General features: G+C 72.6%; 11 protein-coding genes. 5 read left to right on the forward strand and 6 right to left on the reverse strand.

The annotated features are described in order from the left end of the window. Positions 1 to 13 precede the first annotated feature (13 nt). Positions 14 to 877 (reverse strand): formyltetrahydrofolate deformylase, encoded by an 864-nt coding sequence (gene purU, locus AMK19_RS13800; protein ID WP_073811472.1) that lies wholly within the window; start codon positions 875 to 877, stop codon positions 14 to 16. Positions 878 to 992: 115 nt separating this feature from the next. Then, entirely contained in the window at positions 993 to 1,430 is a 438-nt protein-coding gene (locus tag AMK19_RS13805; protein ID WP_241844393.1) for an SCO4402 family protein, read from the reverse strand. 282 nt (positions 1,431 to 1,712) lie between these two features. Between AMK19_RS13805 and AMK19_RS13810 the strand changes: the two genes are divergently transcribed. After that, positions 1,713 to 2,987 (forward strand): ABC transporter substrate-binding protein, encoded by a 1,275-nt coding sequence (locus tag AMK19_RS13810; RefSeq protein ID WP_073811474.1) that lies wholly within the window; start codon positions 1,713 to 1,715, stop codon positions 2,985 to 2,987. Positions 2,988 to 3,139: 152 nt separating this feature from the next. On the opposite strand, the gene AMK19_RS13815 is transcribed toward AMK19_RS13810, so the two are convergent. Both AMK19_RS13815 and AMK19_RS13820 read right to left on the reverse strand, forming a co-directional pair. Further along, on the reverse strand, positions 3,140 to 4,285 hold the full coding sequence (locus AMK19_RS13815; protein ID WP_073811475.1) for a hypothetical protein: 1,146 nt from the start codon (positions 4,283 to 4,285) through the stop codon (positions 3,140 to 3,142). Between the two features lie 269 nt (positions 4,286 to 4,554). Continuing rightward, the gene (locus tag AMK19_RS13820; RefSeq protein WP_073811477.1) at positions 4,555 to 5,931 is read right to left on the reverse strand and encodes a transcriptional regulator; all 1,377 of its coding nucleotides are present in this window, start codon (positions 5,929 to 5,931) and stop codon (positions 4,555 to 4,557) included. A 255-nt stretch (positions 5,932 to 6,186) separates the two neighbouring features. On the opposite strand from AMK19_RS13820, the gene AMK19_RS13825 reads away from it, so the two are divergent. Beyond that, a complete protein-coding gene (locus tag AMK19_RS13825) occupies positions 6,187 to 6,894 on the forward strand; it encodes a bifunctional DNA primase/polymerase (protein ID WP_073811478.1) in 708 nt (235 codons plus the stop codon). Positions 6,895 to 7,251: 357 nt separating this feature from the next. On the opposite strand, the gene AMK19_RS13830 is transcribed toward AMK19_RS13825, so the two are convergent. Further along, positions 7,252 to 7,941: a metal-dependent transcriptional regulator gene (locus tag AMK19_RS13830; protein WP_073811480.1), complete on the reverse strand. Its 690-nt coding sequence runs from the start codon at positions 7,939 to 7,941 to the stop codon at positions 7,252 to 7,254. 221 nt (positions 7,942 to 8,162) lie between these two features. Between AMK19_RS13830 and AMK19_RS13835 the strand changes: the two genes are divergently transcribed. The 3 genes from AMK19_RS13835 (at position 8,163) to AMK19_RS13845 (ending at position 10,890) form a co-directional block, all read left to right on the forward strand. After that, positions 8,163 to 8,912: a sugar isomerase domain-containing protein gene (locus tag AMK19_RS13835; protein WP_073811482.1), complete on the forward strand. Its 750-nt coding sequence runs from the start codon at positions 8,163 to 8,165 to the stop codon at positions 8,910 to 8,912. 131 nt (positions 8,913 to 9,043) lie between these two features. Continuing rightward, entirely contained in the window at positions 9,044 to 10,006 is a 963-nt protein-coding gene (locus tag AMK19_RS13840; protein WP_073811484.1) for a DUF4231 domain-containing protein, read from the forward strand. 14 nt (positions 10,007 to 10,020) lie between these two features. Next, entirely contained in the window at positions 10,021 to 10,890 is an 870-nt protein-coding gene (locus tag AMK19_RS13845; RefSeq protein WP_083646760.1) for an alpha/beta fold hydrolase, read from the forward strand. 187 nt (positions 10,891 to 11,077) lie between these two features. On the opposite strand, the gene fxsT is transcribed toward AMK19_RS13845, so the two are convergent. Beyond that, positions 11,078 to 15,079, reverse strand: a complete 4,002-nt coding sequence (gene fxsT, locus AMK19_RS34325; protein WP_198953315.1) for an FxSxx-COOH system tetratricopeptide repeat protein — start codon at positions 15,077 to 15,079, stop codon at positions 11,078 to 11,080. Between the last annotated feature and the right edge of the window lie 9 nt (positions 15,080 to 15,088).

Consider the following 15,088-nt stretch of genomic DNA (forward strand, 5'->3'; position numbering starts at 1 on the left):
GCCGGAGCACCGGTCAGGCGAACACCACGGTCCGGGTGCCGTTCAGCAGCACCCGCCGCTCGCTGTGCCACTTCACCGCGCGGGCCAGCGCCTGGCACTCGACGTCCCGACCGAGCGCCACCAGCTGCTCCGGCGTCACGTCGTGGGTGACCCGGGCGACCTCCTGCTCGATGATCGGGCCCTCGTCCAGGTCGGCGGTGACGTAGTGCGCGGTGGCACCGATCAGCTTCACGCCCCGGGCGTGCGCCTGGTGGTACGGGCGGGCGCCCTTGAAGCTCGGCAGGAACGAGTGGTGGATGTTGATCACCCGGCCGGACAGCTCCTTGCACAGCGTGTCGGAGAGCACCTGCATGTAGCGGGCCAGCACCACCAGCTCCACCCGCTCCCGCTCGACCAGGTCGAGCAGCTGCTGCTCCGCCTGCTCCCTGGTGTCCTTGGTGACCGGCAGGTGGTGGAACGGGACGCCGTAGGACTCGGTCAGCTCACGGAAGTCGGTGTGGTTGGACACCACCCCGACGATCTCCACCGGCAGCGCCCCGATCCGGGTGCGGAACAGCAGGTCGTTCAGGCAGTGCCCGAACTTGGAGACCATCAGCAGCACCCGCATCCGCTCGACGGACTCGTGGATCTGCCAGTCCATCCGGAACGACGCGCCGACCGCCGCGAACGACGCCCGCAGCTTCTCCGCCGTCACCGGCTGCTCGGCCGTGAAGTGCACCCGCATGAAGAACAGCCCGGTGCCGGCGTCGCCGAACTGCTGGCTGTCGACGATGTTGCAGCCCGTCATGAACAGATAGCTGGAAACCGCGTGCACGATGCCCTGCTTGTCCGGACAGGACAGCGTCAGAACGTACTGGGAGTGGGCAGTCTCTTCCATGTCGCGGGGTCCCGTTTCTCGGCTCTGGATGCGGACGGACCGCCCAGCCTCGCACAAATCACCCCGCCGCGCGGCGACCGCCCGCCACCCGAGACTGCCCGGCCCGGGCCGCGGTTCAGCCGCGCGCGGTCAGTTGCCGCAACTCGGCCAGCGTGGACGGCGGGAGGTCCGGATCCGTGCCGTCGTTGACGGCCAGCCGGTGGTGCGCCTCGCGGGCCGCCAGCACCGCCTCCGGCCAGTCCGGGTGCCCCAGGTACGCGGCCGCCGGGGCCTCCTCGCCGACCTGGTGCACGATCCGCAGCACCCGCAGCACCGCGGCGTCCACCGCGACCGCCTCCGCGGAGTCCCGGAACACCGAGCCGACGTACTTCTCCGCCGACCACCGGTCCAGCCAGCTGTCCTCGACCAGCCGGTACACCGCGTCCACGACGTCCCCGTAGCCGTCCCGGCCGACCAGCCACGCCTCCTGCTGGAAGCCGGGGTCGGAAAGCATGTGCAACGCCGAACGCATTCGGGCGCGCCAGCGCCACCAGGGCAGGTCAGTCAGGGGCATGACGCCAATCGTGCTGGAGCGGCCGCCCGTTCGAGAAGAGTTTCGGGCAGAACGGTACGGAGAATCCACGCTGTCGGACACGGGAGTCGATCGTACGTTCCCGGGCCGACCCTTCTCCACACGCGTCATCACATCCCCGCTCCCGGTGTTCCTCCCCCGTTGCCGGTCCGTTCACATCACGTCCCTCTCACCGTGTGCGGCCCGCACCACCCTTGACCCGCCGAGCCTGCGCAACGGAGCACGGGTCAGCCCCGCACCACGTCCAGGGAGGAACAGCGCACCATGACGCGGACCGGAACCCCCCACCCGTCACCCGCCGTCAGCGGCCGCCGCCACCGTACCGGCGCCGCGCTCGCCGCCGGCCTCGCCCTGCCCGCCCTGCTCTCCGCCACCGCCTGCGGCGGCCCGGCCGCCGCCGACGCCACCGGCAAGGACGTCACCGTGATGACCTTCGCCCCGTCCGGCACCGGCGCCGCCGACCGACCCGGCATGACCGCCCTCGCCGAGGCCATCGGCCGCGACCTGAACGCGCACGGCGGCCTGAACGGCCACAAGGTCCGCGTGCTCACCTGCAACGAGCACGACACCACCGACGGCGCCACCGCCTGCGCCGACCAGGCCGTCGGCGCCCACGCCGTCGCCGTGGTCGGCTCCGCCAGCCAGTACGGCAGCAACTTCATCCCCGTCCTGGAAGCCGCCGGCATCCCCTTCATCGGCGGCTACGGCCTCTCCACCCCCGAGTTCAGCAGCCCGCTGTCCTACCCCGTCAACGGCGGCACCCCCGCCCTGGTCGCCGGCAGCGGACGCCAACTGATCGACGCCGGCTGCAAGCAGATCGCCCTGATCCGCCCCGACAGCCGCTCCGGCGACGCCCTGGTCAGCTACCTCGGCACCGCCGTCAAGCAGACCGGCATCCGGATCGTCGACATCAAGGCCCCCGAGAAGTCCAACGACTACTCCTCGTACGCCAAGCGCGCCATCGGCGACGACCGCGCCGGCAACTGCGTGCTCTCCGCCCTCGGCGCCGAGCCCACCGCCAACCTGCTCGACCCGTACCGCCGCGCCAACCCGAAGAACACCCAACTCGCCTCGGTGATCGGCTCCTTCCAGCAGTCCGTGGTCGACTCCACCGGCGGCGACAACGGCCCGCTGCGCGGGGCGTACGCCACCGGGTGGTTCCCCGCCGAGAGTTCTCCCGTCTGGGACAACCTCCGCTCCACCGTCCGCGCCTACGGCAACGGCACCACCATCGACGTCACCGACCCCGGCGTCCAGACCACTTGGGTCGCCTACACCGTGCTGCGCCAGGCCGCCGGCCGCATCGACCCGTCCAAGCCGCTCACCGCGAAGGCCCTGCAGACCGTCCTCGACAGCGGCGACCCCATCGACACCGGCGGCACCACCCCGCCCCTCGGCTGGGGCGTCACCAACATGCTCCCCACCGCCGACTCCCCCCGCCTGGTGAACACCTCCGTCACCTTCCAACAGGTCCGCAACGGCCGCCTCGTCGAACAGCACCAGGGCTTCACCGACGTCCGCACCATCCTGGCGGGCTGAGGGGCGCGAAAGCAGGGAGAGCACAACCAGGGGCGCGGGGAACTGCGCGAATCGGAAGGCACCCACCCGCTGGATCGCGACGCAGGACAATGACCTGCACGTGACCGCGCCCCAGCGGACGTACGCTCCCCCTCCTCGCCCCCGCCCCGCGCCTACAGCTCGCTCGCGCCCTTGTTGGGAAGCCCCGACTTCGACGCGATCGCCCCCCAGAGCCCCGCCGCCTGCTCCTTCGCCGTCGTCGCGGAGCCACTCGCGGTGTTGCCGTTGCGGTAGTGGTCGTTGTCCTTCGCCTTGCCCCCGTCGCAGCCCGCGACCATGTCCCCGGCCCACAGGGCGTACTCGGAGTCGGCGGTGGAGGAGGCCTGCCACGCCTTCTGCAGCTGCTCCACCAGCTTGGCGCCGTCGGTGAGCTGATCCACCTTCAGGTCGCCGAGCTTCTTCAGCAGGTCCTGCCGCTGCGCGGCGGCAGCCGTCAGCGCGGCCTGCGAGTCCGGCAGGCTCTGGCACTTGCCGACGGCCGAGACGGAGTTGACGACCGACGTGCGGCTCGCACTCGCGGTGCCGAGCAGGTCGGACATCGCCTGCGCCTGCGCCTTCGCCTCGGGGCTCACCGCCCCGTTCCCGCCCGCGGCGGCGCCGCCGCCCCCGGCCGGCGCGGACGCCGACTGGCTGGTCGAAGCCTTGTCCTTGGCCTGGCCCTTGCCGCCCTCGTCGCCGCCGCCGGCGAGCACGCCGATCAGCACGCCGATCACCGCGACGCCCGCCACCCCGGCGCCGATCAGCACCTTGGTGTTCGGCTTCTTCCGCCGGTTGCCGCCACCCGTCTCCTGGTAGCCCGCCTGCGGCTGCTGCTGCGCCTGCTGCGGCGGAACCGCGCCGTACGCACCCCCGTAGCTCGGCTGCTGCCCGGACGCGGGCGGCGCAGCCGGCGCGGCGTACTGCTGCTGCCCGCCGAACGTCCCGCCGGCGTAGCCGGGTTGCGGGTAGCCGACCTGGGTCGGCGCGCCCGGGTCGCCGGCCGGGTAGGGCGGCAGGTACTGGGTGGCCCCGGCGTCCTCCTGCGCGGCCGGGACCGCGGCAGCGGCCTGCGGCGCGGTGCCCCAGTACTCGGGGCTGCCGCTCTGCCCGAGCGGCGGGGCGGACTGCTGCTGCGGGACGGGGTGTTGCGGCTGGGCGTACGGGGGCTGCGCGGCGGCCTGCGCCGGCATGCCCTGGCCGTCTGTGGCGGGGGGCTCCGGCCGGAACAGGTCGTCCAGATTGAAGTCGCCGGAGTTCGGATACGAGCGGCGCTGGCTCAACGCGATTACCTCACCTGTGCACGGCACCGGGATCCCGGGCCTTTCGGTTGCCCCGCCACGTTGCTGACGGCGGACCACAACTGCGAGGCCACGCTACCGGTTCACCGGCACAGGTGACTACGTGGGCCGTTGTTCTGTGCTATTGCTTCACGCCGTTCACGCGCTCCACCAGCACAGATCGCCCCGCAACCCCGCCGCGCCCGACCCCGCCCCCGACCCCGGCCGTCCCACGGCCCGGACCGCCTCACGGCCCGGACCGCGCCGACCCGCTACGCGGCCTCCCCGTCCATCCGGGCGTGGAACTCGCGTACCGCCCGGTGGCCCCGGTACGGCTCCAGGCGGCTGCGGAAGTCGTCCAGGTACTCCACGCCGCGGTTGGAGCGCAGCCCGCTGAGCAGGCGGACCGCCTCGGTGCCCGTCTCGCAGGCGCGTTCGAGGTCGCGCTGCTGGAGTTGGGCGGTGGCGAGCAGTACCAGGTCGACGGCGCGCCGGCGGACCCGGTGGGCGGGGTGCAGTTCGAGCGCGGTGCGGGCGTAGTGCTCGGCCCGTTCGCCCTGCTGGAGGTCCCGGTGGCAGTGCGCCAACTCGTCGGCCAGGTAGGCCTCGTCGAAGTGCACGATCCAGTCGGGGTCGTCGGCGGGGTTGCGGCGCTCCATCGCGGCGAGCGCCTTCGCGGCGACCGTCTCGCAGGAGTAGGCGTCGCCGAGCAGGGCGTGGCCGCGGGCCTCGGCGGCGTAGAACATCGCCATCGCGGTGGGGGTGGCGACCGTGCGGGCGCCTTCCTGGGCGGCGCGGGCGAGTTGGGCGATCTCCCGGGGGTTGCCGAGGGTCGCGGCGAGGTGGCTCATCGAGGCGGCCAGCACGTAGCCGCCGTAGCCGCGGTCGTCGGCGGCCTGGGCGAGGCGCAGGGCCTGGATGTAGTACCGCTGGGCGAGGCCGGGTTGGCCGGTGTCGACCGCCATGTAGCCGGCGAGTTCGGTCAGCCGGGCGACGGCGCCGAAGAGTTGACGGCCCGTCTCGTCCCGGTAGGAGCCGCCGAGGAAACCGGAGACCACGCTGTTCAGGTAGTGCACCACGACGGGGCGGACGTGGCCGCTGCCGAACCGGTGGTCGAGGTCGACCAGCATCTGGGTGGTGGCGCGGATCGCCGCCACGTCGGCGAGGCCGACCCGGGTGCCGCCGGTGCGGGCGACGATCGGGTCGGGCGGGGTGATCAGCCAGTCCCGGCTGGGTTCGACCAGGGCGGAGGCGGCGACGGTGGCGCCGGCCAGGAAGTCGCGTTTGCCGACGTCGCTGCGCCACAGTTCGCAGATCTGCTCCAGCGCGGCGGCCAGGCTGGGCGCGAACTGGAGCCCGACGGCGGAGCTGAGGCTCTTGCCGTCGGCCATGCCGATCTCGTCCACGGTGACACCGCGGCCGAGCTTGCGGCCGAGGGCCTCGGCGATGACGGCGGGCGCCTGCCCGCGTGGTTGTTGCCCGCGCAGCCAGCGGGCGACGGACGTCTTGTCGTATCGCAGGTCGAGCCCGTGTTCGGCTCCGCAGAGGTTGACCCGGCGGGCCAGGCCCGCATTGGAGCAGCCCGCCTCCTGGATCAGCTGCTGCAGACGCTCGTTCGGCTCTCGTGCGACGAGTGGTCTCGCGGCCATGGGATTTTTCCGCCTCCCCAACGCCGTCCGGACCCGACCGGAGGGCGACGACTGTGCAACACCATGCGGAATACCCACGGTGACGTACCCACTCCCCACGCGCCCTGATGAATGCCCCTGTGCGCCCCCACTGCGCCCGTTACCGCCCCTCGTGCGACGGGGGGTTCCGACCAGGATCACCGTCCCGGGTGACAACGCGCGACCCGTTCGAATCGTTCGGGTCGGGCCCGTAACCCCCACTCACGGGCGGTAGTTGTGCTCCACGTGGACAACGCCTCCCGAGACCCCGAACCCGACCCGCTGTCGCTGCTGGCCGAAGCCGTCCGCTGTGCCGAGGAGCGCCACTGGGAGGTGGTCCCCGGGACGTGGCTGCTCGACGGCGACGGCGCGGCCGTCTGCTGCTCCTGCGGCGATCCGGGCTGCGCGCTCCCCGGCGCTCACCCCGTCGGGGAGGACTGGGGGCTGCTGGCCACCGTGGGGGCGTCGGTGGTGCGCGGGTGGTGGACGGAGCGCCCGGACGCGTCGATCCTGCTGCCCACCGGGCGGGCGTTCGACGTGCTGGACGTGCCGGAGGTGGCGGGCTGCCTGGCGCTGGCCCGGATGGAGCGGATGGGGCTGCAGCTCGGCCCGGTGCTGGCCGCGCCGGCCGCCGGCGGGCGCCGCGGGCGGCGGCTGCACTTCCTGGTGCTGCCCGGCGCGGCCGCCAAGCTGCCCGACCTGCTGCGCCAGATCGGCTGTCCCCCGGGCACGCTGGACCTGGTGGCACGCGGCGAGGGCGACTGGGTGGCGGCGCCGCCGTCCCGCTTCGGCGGGCACGCCACGGCGCTGTGGGCCCGGCCGCCCACCCTGCTGAATCGTTGGCTCCCGGACGCGGTGGACCTGGTCGGCCCGCTGGCGTACGCCTGTCTGCGCGACCCGTCGGCCCCGCGCACCGTGCAGCGGGAGGCCGCCGCCGTGCGCTGAGCGCCCGCCACCCGCGTACGGAGCGTGATCTTCCGGAAATGAGTCGTCATACCCGCAGGTCAGCAAGGCAAGCCAACCTATCGGGTGACAGCGCTCAAGGATTGGCGGCGGTTGCCGAGGGGATCATCCTCAGCGTCGGCACGGGGTCGGTGGAGCGGAAGGAGCGGTCGGGCCGAAAGGGTCGAGAGAGACGTGGGGGGCTGCCGGGAGGGCGTTCGGTCGGGGAAGCCGAGTGCGGCGGCACGGGGGATCAGGGAGGGAACGAAGGGGGAGCATGCGGGGCCCGGTGCGGGGACACCGGGCCCCGATGCGCGTTCCACGACTCCCGGGGCGAATCCCGGGAGCAGTGCCGAGCGGCTACGGCTGGGCGACGAACACGTGCGCCGCGATGTCCTTGCCGAGCTCGGCAGCGCCGTCGCCGGAGCCGACCAGCACGCCGCCGGCCGCCTGCGCGACCCGCACCGTCGCGCCGGGGCGCACGCCCGCGCGGCGCAGGGTGCGCATCAGTTCCCCGTCGGTCTGGATCGGCTCGCCGATCCGGCGCACCACCACGTCCGCGCCGTCCTTGCCGGCCACCGACTCCAGCGTCACCAGCCCGGCGTCGTAGCCCTCGCCCTCGGCCTTGGTGTCGCCGAGCTCGTCCAGGCCCGGGATCGGGTTGCCGTACGGGGACTGCGTGGGGTGGCCGAGCATGGCGAGCACCTTGCGCTCGACCGTCTCGCTCATCACGTGCTCCCAGCGGCAGGCCTCCTCGTGGACCTGCTCCCACTCCAGGCCGATGACGTCCACCAGCAGGCATTCGGCGATGCGGTGCTTGCGCATCACCCGCACCGCGAGCCGGCGGCCGTCCTCGGTGAGTTCGAGGTGCCGGTCCTCGGCGACCTGGAGCAGGCCGTCGCGTTCCATCCGGCCCACCGTCTGGCTCACCGTCGGGCCGGACTGCTCCAGCCGCTCGGCGATCCGGGCGCGCATCGGGGTGATGCCTTCCTCCTCCAGCTCCAGGATGGTGCGGAGGTACATCTCGGTGGTGTCGATAAGCCCTGACATCGCCCCTGGCTCCGTTCTTCGGTGTCCTCACCGCCAATTCTGACGTACGGAGATGACAACCAGGTGCGGTCCGCCGTTGTGCCCCGGCCCGCGAAGGCCTTCGGACGCCCCGCGCGACGGTTGACAGCCGGGCGCGCCAGGGGCCACCGTGCACGCCGTAGCCTTCTCCCCCCACCGCGGCCCGGGCCCTCCGGACCGCCAGCGCTCGGACGGAGCACGAGATGACCGAACTGGTCGGCCGGTACCTGGACGCCGCCGTGGCCCACCTGGAACGGATCCGCGCCGAGGAGGGCGAGAACATCGACGCCGCGGCCGAGCTGCTGGCCGAGGCGGTCGAGCACGGCCGGCGGATCTTCACCTTCGGCGCCGGGCACTCCTCGCTGGCCGCCCAGGACGTGGTCTACCGGGCGGGCGGCCTGGTGGTGATGAACCTGCTCAACGTGCCCGGGATGACCGGCGTGAACGTGATGCCCGCACACCTGGGCAGCGCACTGGAGCGGGTCTCCGGGCTGGCCACCACCACCCTCGACCTGACGCCCGCCCGCAGCGGCGACCTGCTGTTCCTGATCTCGCTGTCCGGCCGCCAGGTGATGCCGGTCGAGCTCGCCCGGCACGCCCGGGACCGCGGCATGAAGGTGATCGGCGTGACCTCGCTGGCGTATCCCGCCGCGGTGAGCTCCAACCATCCGTCCGGCACCTACCTCAAGGACAACTGCGACCTGGTGCTGGACAGCAAGATCGCCCCCGGCGACGGCGAACTCGACCACCCCGGCGCGGGCGCCCCGTTCGGCTCGGTCTCCACCATCGTCACCAGCGCGCTGATGCAGTCGGTGATGGCCTCCGCGACCGCCAAGCTCGCCGACCGCGGCATCACCCCGCCGCTGTTCCGCTCCGGGAACGTGGACGGCGGCACCGAGTGGAACAACAAGGTGATCGCCGACAACGCGGAGCGCATCTTCTACGCCTGGTAACCGCCCGCCGACCGCCCCGCGCCCCCCGGCGCAACCCCGCCCATTCGGCCAACTCCCGTGCCGGTCGCGTAAGTTCCACCGACACTGGGAAGGACTCCCGAGACCGGTGAGACGGCGCTGCGGGGGCGGACATGGCGACTGGAGCGGGGCGACCGATCGGCTTCGTACGGGAGCAGGACCTGCTGCCGCAGCTGTTCTGGGCCGCCGACGGCGCGTCCCTGCAGGGTCAGGCCCGGGCGGTGGCACTCTCCCGGTGGGAGCTGCTGCTGCTGGTCGGCGCGGCCTTCGCCGGCTCCGCCGACGGCGCGCTGTACGCCTGGCTCGCCGCCGTCGCCTACCTCGGCGCGCTGTTCATCGCCGTCACCGTCGCCTGGCAGAACCCGCAGCGGCTCTGGTACGACGGCCGGGCGGTCGCCGAGTCCGTCAAGACCCTGGTGTGGAAGTACGCGGTGCGCGCCGACTCCTACCAGCCGCCGCCCCGCAAACTTCCCGACGCCGAACGCCTTTACGACATCCAACTCTCCGGCATCCTCGGCGAGTTCGACACCGATCGGGTCACCCCGGGAGTCTCCGAGGAACTGCGCACCTGGCGGGCCCCGGCCCGCCACCCGCAGATCACCGAGACCATGGAACGGCTGCGCGACCAGCCGCTGCCCGTCCGCCGCGAGACCTACCTGCGCGAACGGGTGCACAGCCAGCGCGAGTGGTACCAGGCCAAGGCCATCCAGTGCCGCAACGCCACCCGCCGGGTCGGCCGGCTCGCCATCGTGCTGCCCGCCGCCGGACTGCTGCTCGCCGTGCTGCGCGCCCTCGGCTCGTTCACCTTCGACGCGCTCGGCGCGATCTCCGCCGTCGCCGCCTCCATCTCGGCCTGGGCCCAGCTCCGCCAGTACCGCCCGCAGGCCGCCGCCTACACCCTCGCCGCCGCCGAACTCTCCAAAGTGGAAGCCCAGTTGGCGGCCGTCGACCTGTCCGCCCCGGACGCCGAGGAGAACTGGGCCCGGCTCGCCCGGGACGCCGAGGACGCCATTTCCCGGGAACACACCACCTGGCAGGCGCGCCGCGAGGTGCGCAGCCTGGACATCCCCAGCTGACCTGGAGGCACTGCGTGGCCACCCGAAGGATCGACACACCGGACGGGGGCATCCTCGCGGTGGAGACATCCGGAGACCCCTCCGGCAGGCCGGTGTTCCTGCTCCACGGCACCCCGGGCAGCCGGGTCGGCCCCGCCCCGCGCAGCGCCGTCCTGGCCCGGATGCGGGTCCGGCTGATCTCGTTCGACCGCCCCGGCTACGGCGACTCCACCCGGCTGCCCGCCCGCCGGGTCCGCCACGCCGCCGACGACGTCACCACCATCGCCGACGCCCTCGGCCTCGACCGCTTCGCCGTGGTCGGCCGCTCCGGCGGCGGCCCGCACGCGCTCGCCTGCGCCGCGCTCCTCCCGGACCGGGTGGTCCGGGCCGCCACCCAGGTCTCCCTGGCCCCCCGCGACGCGGAGGGCCTCGACTGGTTCGACGGCATGACCCCCTCCAACGAACGCGCCTACCGCCAGGCCGAGTTGGGCCAACCCCGGATCGCCGGCCCGTTCCAGGTCCGCTCCCAGGTGATCCGCCGCGACCCCGCCCAACTGATCCGCAACCTCGTCCCCGAACTCACCGCTCCCGACCGCACCGTCGTCGCCGACGTCGGCATCCGCCGGATGCTCCAGTCCACCTACCGCCAGGCCTTCCGCTACGGCGCCGACGGCTGGATCGACGACGTCCTCGCCTTCATCGCCGACTGGGGCTTCGCCGTCGACACCATCGGCGTCCCGGTCCGCATCTGGCACGGCGCGGACGACAAGTTCTCCCCCGTCGGCCACTCCGCCTGGCTCGCCGACCACATCCCCGGCGCCCAGCTCTACCTGGAACCCGGCGCGGCGCACTTCGGCTCCCTGAAGGAGATGACGGACGCGATCCGCTGGGCCGCCAACGCGTAGAGGGTGTGGGAGAGCACAACCAGGGGCGCGTGGGGGTACCTCCCGGCCCGCCAGGGCCGGGGGAGAACTGCGCGAGGCGGAAGGCACCCCACCGCAAGGTCGCGACGCAGGACAATGACCTGCACGTGATCGCGACCTTGCGGGCGGGCCTTGCGCTTGTCGCGCAGTTCCCGCGCCCCTGGCGTCCCTACAGCGGCTGCGGCTCCAGGTCGCGGTTGCTGCGCTGCCAGCTGCGGGCCGCGAGGACCGACGGGTGGTCCTCGCCGAAGAGTTCGACGAGCGCGGCGATGGCCTGCATGCGCAGGTTCTCCGCCTCGCTGCGCCGGCCGGCCACCCGGAGGGTGACGGCGAGGTTGGCCTGGCAGATCAGCGCGTCGGGGTGGTTGGCGCCGTAGCGGGTGACCAGCCCGCCGTACGCGGCGCGAGCCATCGCCTCGGCTTCGGCGAGCTCCCGGTTCTCCGCCAGCGCGTTCGCCAGGTTGATGCTCGCGTTGAGCGTGAACGGGTGTTCGTGTCCGAGCACCCGCCCGAGCCCCTCGGTCGCGCTGCGCCCGTGGCTGATCGCCCCGGCGACGTCGGAGGAGCCGCGCAGGTAGATGGAGAGGTTGTTCTCGCAGGCGTAGGTGAACGGGTGCTCGTCGCCGAAGAGCCGCCGGTGGCCCTCGTAGGCGTCGGTGGCGATGTCCCTGGCGGTCTCCTTGTCGCCGGCGGCGCTGAGGTCGGCGGCGAGGTTGAGCCGGCAGGCGAGGGCGTCGGCGAAGTCGGGGCCGAACAGGTCGATGTAGCGTTCGTAGGTGCGTTCGGTGAGTTCGCGGGCCTCGGCGTACTTGCCGGCGCGGCGGAGCGAGACGGCGAGCGACTTGGCGTTGCGGAGTTCTTCCGGCAGGTCGGACTGGGTGAGGTCGGCGAAGGCCTCGGTGACTTCCCGCAGCAGGTCCACGGAGCCCTTGTAGTCGCCGAGTTCGCGCAGGTCACGGGCGACGTTGGACTTGGTGCCGAGGGTGTAGGGGTGGTGCGAGCCGCGGACGGCGGAGTTGCGCTCGAAGGTGTCCTGGTCGAGTTCGAGGGCTTCGCGGCTGTTGCCCACCAGGCGGTGGTCGATGGCCAGGTTGTTGGCGACGGTGAGGGTGCGCGGGTCGTCCTCGCCGAAGAGTTCGACGAACTGGCTGTAGGTGTCGAGGTCGAGCGCGAGGGCTTCCTGGAAGCGGCTGAGGTAGCGCAGGTCGGCGGCCATCGAGTTGGCGGTCATCAGGGTGTACGGGTGGTGTTCGCCGAGCAGTTCGCGCTGTCCGGCGAGGGTGGCCTGGTCGAGTTCGAGGGCGTCGTTGTAGGCGCCCTGGGAGCGCAGCACGTTGGCGGTCTGGAGGCGCAGGCTGAGGATCTGCCGCTGCCAGGTGCGCTTCTCGACCGGGTCGGCCTCGCTCTCGGAGCGGACGGTCCAGGCCTCGTCGAGCTGGCGGCCGAGTTGCAGGGCCTGGGAGAGGTCGACGCGCTTCCACAGGTAGCGGACGCGGTCGATGAGGAGTTCGCGGACTTCGCGCTCGTCGCAGTCCTGCGCGCGGGAGGGCGCGAGGTGCGGCCAGATCTTCTCCAGGGTCGGCCAGTTGGCGGGGTCGTCGGTGTCGCCGCGGGGCGGCCGGGCGTTGACCAGGATGCGGTGCACCTGGTGCGCGGCGATGTTGCGGTCGGCGTCGGTCATGCCGCTGCGGACGACGGCCTGGACGAGTCGGTGGACCTGGAAGGAGTCGGAGCCGGCGTCGGTCTTGGCGAGGGCGTAGCGGCTGACGGCGCGCAGCACCTTGCCGAGCAGGAAGGTGTCGGTGAGTTCCTCGTCGTAGGGGTAGAGCGCGACGCGCATCTGCTCGGAGAAGAAGAACTGCTTGAGCGAGATCGGCTCGGGGGCGAAGAACGCGCAGAGTTCCAGCAGCCGGACGGCGGCGGGGGACTGTTCGCGCAGCCGGGTGATGGAGACGTTCCAGGTGAGGCCGACGGGGGTGGGGTAGTCGACGGGGGTCTCGCCGGCGGCGAGCACCCGGGTGGCCTCGGCCTTGAGCTGGCTGACGTAGGTGTCGACGGGGGTGCGGGTGGTCTCCAGCCAGGCGGCGGCGACCTCGACGGCCAGCGGGAGGTCGCCGACGGCATCGGCGACCCGGTCGGCGTCGGCGCGGGCGAGGCCGCGGACCCGGCGGGTGAGGTGGTCGACGGACTCGGTGCGGTCGAACACGTCGACGTTGAGCACGCCGGCCTGCCCGGACCAGCCCTGGTTGCGGGAGGTGACCAGGATGTGGCCGGGGCCGTCGGGGAAGAACCGGCGGATCTCGGACGGCTCGTCGGCATTGTCGAAGATCAGCAGCCAGTTGGGCGTGGGGTTGCCCTGGCGGAGCGCGTCGCGGGCGGCCTGGGCGGCCTCGTTGACGTTGTCGCCGACCCGCAGGCCGAGCCGGCTGGCGAGTTCGGCGAGGTCGACGACGACGTTCTCGCTCTGCTCGGCGTCGATCCACCAGACCAGGTCGTAGTGCGACATGTACCGGTGCGCGTACTCCAGCGCGACCTGGGTCTTGCCGACGCCGCCGAGGCCGTACAGGGTCTGCGGCGGCGGCAGCACGGCGGTGGTGCCGCCGGCGAGTTGGGCGCGCAGGTCGTCGAGGACCTTGACCCGGCCGGTGAACGAGTGGTTGCGCTGCGGGACTTCCCAGTAGGTGGGCTTGGTGCCGGGGAACCGGGGCGCGCCGGGGGTGCGTTCGGGCAGTTCGGTCTCGTTGCGGCCGAGGGCGCGCAGCAGGGTGGTGGCGGCGGCCTGTTCGTCGCGGCCGATCAGGTCGACCGGGTTGCGGCTGTTGTAGGGCGCGTTGAGGCGCACGTCGGAGACCCGGACGGGGATGAGCTGGCGGCGGGCGCCGGCCGGGTCGGCGAGCACGGTGCGGTCCCACAGCGCCTGGGCCTGCGGGGACTGCAGGTAGGCGGCGGACAGCAGGGCGACGGTGCGGTACGCGGAGTCGATCCCGCGGCCGGTGGCCTCGCGCGGGTTGGCGCCCGCGCCGACGTCGCGCGGCACGACCCGGTATCCGGCGTCGGCGAGCAGCGCGGAGACCCAGTCCGCCCAGGCCCGGTCCTCGGGGACGTAGCTGAGGTAGAGGTCGGCGGGGGCGGTGGGGCGGCGCCGGGCGAAGCCGTCGAGGTGGCGCAGCCGCAGGTCCTCGGGCATCGGCGGGAGTCCGGCGACCCGGCCCTGGGTGATCTCCCGGGTGAGGCGTTCGTTGGCGGCGAGCATGGAGCCGGGCAGGCCGGGCTGGTCGCCGAACGGGGCGAGGATCTCCTCGTAGGCGTAGAACGGCCGGTAGGGGATCTCCACGCCGGCCCAGTAGCGGGCGAGGTCGCTCTCGGCGAAACCGGCGGGCAGTCCGGCGAACTTGATCCGGGCGAGTGCGCGGCCGGCGTCGGCCTTCTCCTTCTCGCCCTCGTCGATGCGCATCGGGACGGGCATGATCCGGATGTCGCGGTCGCCGTAGCGGTCCTCGATGACCCGGGCGATCCGGGAGGAGCCGTCGATGGACTGGTCGCTGAGGGTGAAGCAGACCACCAGGTCGTCGGGCATCTCGACGGTGCAGATGTCCGCGGTGTCGGTGAGGCCGGTGCGGCTGTCGATCAGCACGTAGTCGTACCGGCGCTTCATGTCGGCACGCAGCGACTGGATGAAGCGCCGGCCCTCGTACCGTTCGTAGAGCAGGTCCCAGTCGAGCCGGGCGACGGAGTAGTCGCGGTTCTGCTGTCCGGCGGGGACGAGGTCGATCCGGCCGCTGCCGGGGAAGTGCGGCCAGGCGAGGGAGAGTGCGTGCGGGTGGATCCGCGCGAAGTCCTCGATCCACTCGGGGTCGCGGTCGATGGGGCGGCGGGCCTCTTCGAGGTAGTCGGCGAAGAGGTCCATGATGCCGGTGGTGGCGGCCACCACCTCGGGGTTGAGGAACGGCCGGAAGAACTGGGCGAGGCCGGGCGCTTCGAGGTCCCAGTCGACGACCAGCACCCGGTAGCCGTTGGCGGCCAGGATCCAGGCGGTGTTGGCCAGCGCCATGGTGCGGCCGGTGCCGCCCTTGTAGGAGTAGAAAGTGACGATCCGTCCGTGCCTGTTCTCGACGGTCGTGTCGCGGCGGCGCGCCTGGATCTGCGGGCCCTTCGCCGGCCTCTCGGTCATGACGTTCCC

It is taken from the genome of Kitasatospora sp. CB01950, from assembly GCF_001905465.1.
In the GTDB taxonomy this organism is placed as follows: domain Bacteria; phylum Actinomycetota; class Actinomycetes; order Streptomycetales; family Streptomycetaceae; genus Kitasatospora.

What these genes read in the sequence shown, in the direction of transcription:
- purU (WP_073811472.1), bottom strand. Translation starts at nt 877, where the DNA reads ATGGAAGAGACTGCCCACTCCCAGTACGTTCTGACGCTGTCCTGTCCG.
- AMK19_RS13805 (WP_241844393.1), bottom strand. Translation starts at nt 1,430, where the DNA reads ATGCCCCTGACTGACCTGCCCTGGTGGCGCTGGCGCGCCCGAATGCGT.
- AMK19_RS13810 (WP_073811474.1), top strand. Translation starts at nt 1,713, where the DNA reads ATGACGCGGACCGGAACCCCCCACCCGTCACCCGCCGTCAGCGGCCGC.
- AMK19_RS13820 (WP_073811477.1), bottom strand. Translation starts at nt 5,931, where the DNA reads ATGGCCGCGAGACCACTCGTCGCACGAGAGCCGAACGAGCGTCTGCAG.
- AMK19_RS13830 (WP_073811480.1), bottom strand. Translation starts at nt 7,941, where the DNA reads ATGTCAGGGCTTATCGACACCACCGAGATGTACCTCCGCACCATCCTG.
- AMK19_RS13835 (WP_073811482.1), top strand. Translation starts at nt 8,163, where the DNA reads ATGACCGAACTGGTCGGCCGGTACCTGGACGCCGCCGTGGCCCACCTG.
- AMK19_RS13840 (WP_073811484.1), top strand. Translation starts at nt 9,044, where the DNA reads ATGGCGACTGGAGCGGGGCGACCGATCGGCTTCGTACGGGAGCAGGAC.
- fxsT (WP_198953315.1), bottom strand. Translation starts at nt 15,079, where the DNA reads ATGACCGAGAGGCCGGCGAAGGGCCCGCAGATCCAGGCGCGCCGCCGC.